Source organism: Amycolatopsis sp. NPDC054798 (assembly GCF_053611505.1).
In genome coordinates this window covers 1-1,845 of record NZ_JBSHAM010000215.1, presented here as the reverse complement: position 1 = coordinate 1,845, position 1,845 = coordinate 1, and the positions used below count along the sequence as shown (strand labels likewise).

2 protein-coding genes are annotated in these 1,845 nt (G+C 70.0%); one reads left to right on the top strand and one right to left on the bottom strand.

Annotated features, from left to right (window positions below; translation table 11 throughout):
- Positions 1-51 precede the first annotated feature (51 nt).
- Positions 52-735: an envelope integrity protein Cei gene (gene cei, locus ACWGIC_RS44870; protein WP_452082056.1), complete on the bottom strand. Its 684-nt coding sequence runs from the start codon at positions 733-735 to the stop codon at positions 52-54.
- 509 nt (positions 736-1,244) lie between these two features.
- Here cei and ACWGIC_RS44865 point away from each other — a divergent pair.
- A complete protein-coding gene (locus tag ACWGIC_RS44865; RefSeq protein WP_013224476.1) occupies positions 1,245-1,553 on the top strand; it encodes a DUF4193 domain-containing protein in 309 nt (102 codons plus the stop codon).
- The last annotated feature ends 292 nt before the right edge of the window (positions 1,554-1,845 follow it).

Genomic DNA, 1,845 nt, shown 5'->3' with positions numbered 1-1,845 from the left:
TGGCCGCGAGCCCCTATCACGGTCCCACCCGGTCCCCGCACTCACGAGGGGTCAGCAGGTGACGGCGCGGGCCGAGGCCAGCAGTGTCTGGTCGATCACCGGCGCGCCGGGGCTGGCGGACTGCTCGCTGCTGCCGCCGCCCTGGTGCGCCTGCGACCAGGCGGTGAGCTGCTTCAGGATCTTGACCGCCTCGGGCCGCGGCAGGATGTCGGTGAACAGCTTGCCGGTGGCCAGGTCGACGCTGGCGTCTTTGCGGGTGTCGTGGACCAGTTCCGCACAAGGAATCACCAGGCTGACCGTGCGGGCGGCGGAGGCCCCGTTGTCGCCGTAGCGGATCTGGCCGCGGCAGCGCGCGTCGCCCTTCGGGTACGCCGGGTCGTTGCCGGGATCGCCGATCGCGGTGAAGCCGAGCTCGCGCAGCGAGTTGGTGGCGATGCTGCCCTGCCCGCGCGTGCTGCTCGCGTTGAGCACCTTCAGCGCGACCTTGTCCGGCGGCATCGGGGAGCGGTCGTCCAAGCCGTTGTGCGGCACCGAGGTGTAGGTGACTCCCGGCGGAGCTTTGGGATCGGGACTGCAGCGCACCGCTTCGTCGACGTCGCCGCGGCCGACCACGGCGTTGACCCAGACGAACACCGCGCCGAGCGCGAGCACGCCGATCACGATCAACGCGGGCAGCGGACGGTGCTTGCGATAAGGCCGCGCACCACGGTTCCCCGCCCCGTTCCCCGACGCCACCTGCCCCGTCCCTTCCCCTCGCAGAACCGGCCGCGGTCACCCCGCCGCGCCTCGCGGTAACCGCCAGCGTACGCACCGGCGTGATATTCCGGTGAGCCTAGGCGCTGACCGCGGCGCGCGGTGTCGCGGGTCACCTTCACCCGTTCCGCGTAATGCCCCTCCGTGGCGATCGCACCACGGACGGCTCCGCGGGAGCAAGCGGACGCGGCCGCGAGGTGACCTTCGCGACGCCGGGGCAACCCGAACGGAGGACAGGCGTCTCACCTGCGCGTTCCCCCTCCCGGGTGACGCTGGAGCAGCAATGTCCGACTCGGTGCGAGGCGCGCCCGGCGGTGAGCTACCCTTCCCGGGCTCCGGCCGCCGGACGAGGTCAACCAGGTTGAGACCTGGGTCACTCGCAGGCCGGGCACAAACAGGGGCGCTGGAACGTTGACCAGCGGCACGACCGGTACCGGGCGCCTCCGGAACCGGGCAGGACGACACGCTGAATCGCAGGGGTGAGGGACACCATGGCTACCGACTACGACGCTCCGCGCCGCAGCGAAGCCGACGAGCTGGCCGAAGACTCGTTGGAGGAGCTGAAGGCCCGGCGGAACGAAAACCAGTCCGGCGTCGTCGACGTCGACGAGGACGCGACCGCGGAGAACTTCGAACTTCCCGGCGCGGACCTTTCCGGGCTCTCCGGGGAAGACATGACCGTGAAGGTCGTGCCGAAGCAGGCGGACGAATTCACCTGCTCGGTCTGCTTCCTGGTGCACCACCGGAGCCGGCTCGCCGAGGACAACGGCGGGCGGTTGATCTGCCGCGACTGCGCCTGACCTGGGGATTTTCCAGGGGAGATCCAGGGGAGATTCACGGGGATAGCGTTTCGCGGTCTTGGGATTGACCGGGTAAGCAAGGGGGTCGGCCGGATGGTCGGCCCCCTTACTCGTGTTCTGGGGGGCTGTGTGGGGGCGGCTCGTCGCCTGGCGGCGACATTGCGCCTTGGTGAGTTTGGGGGCACCCCGAAGCCCAGTGTGCTGACGGTTCGGGGGTGCTTGTCAAGGCGGGAAAGATGCCTTGACAAGCACCCCCGAACCGCAGGGGAGGCTTCGTATCGGGGTGCAGGGC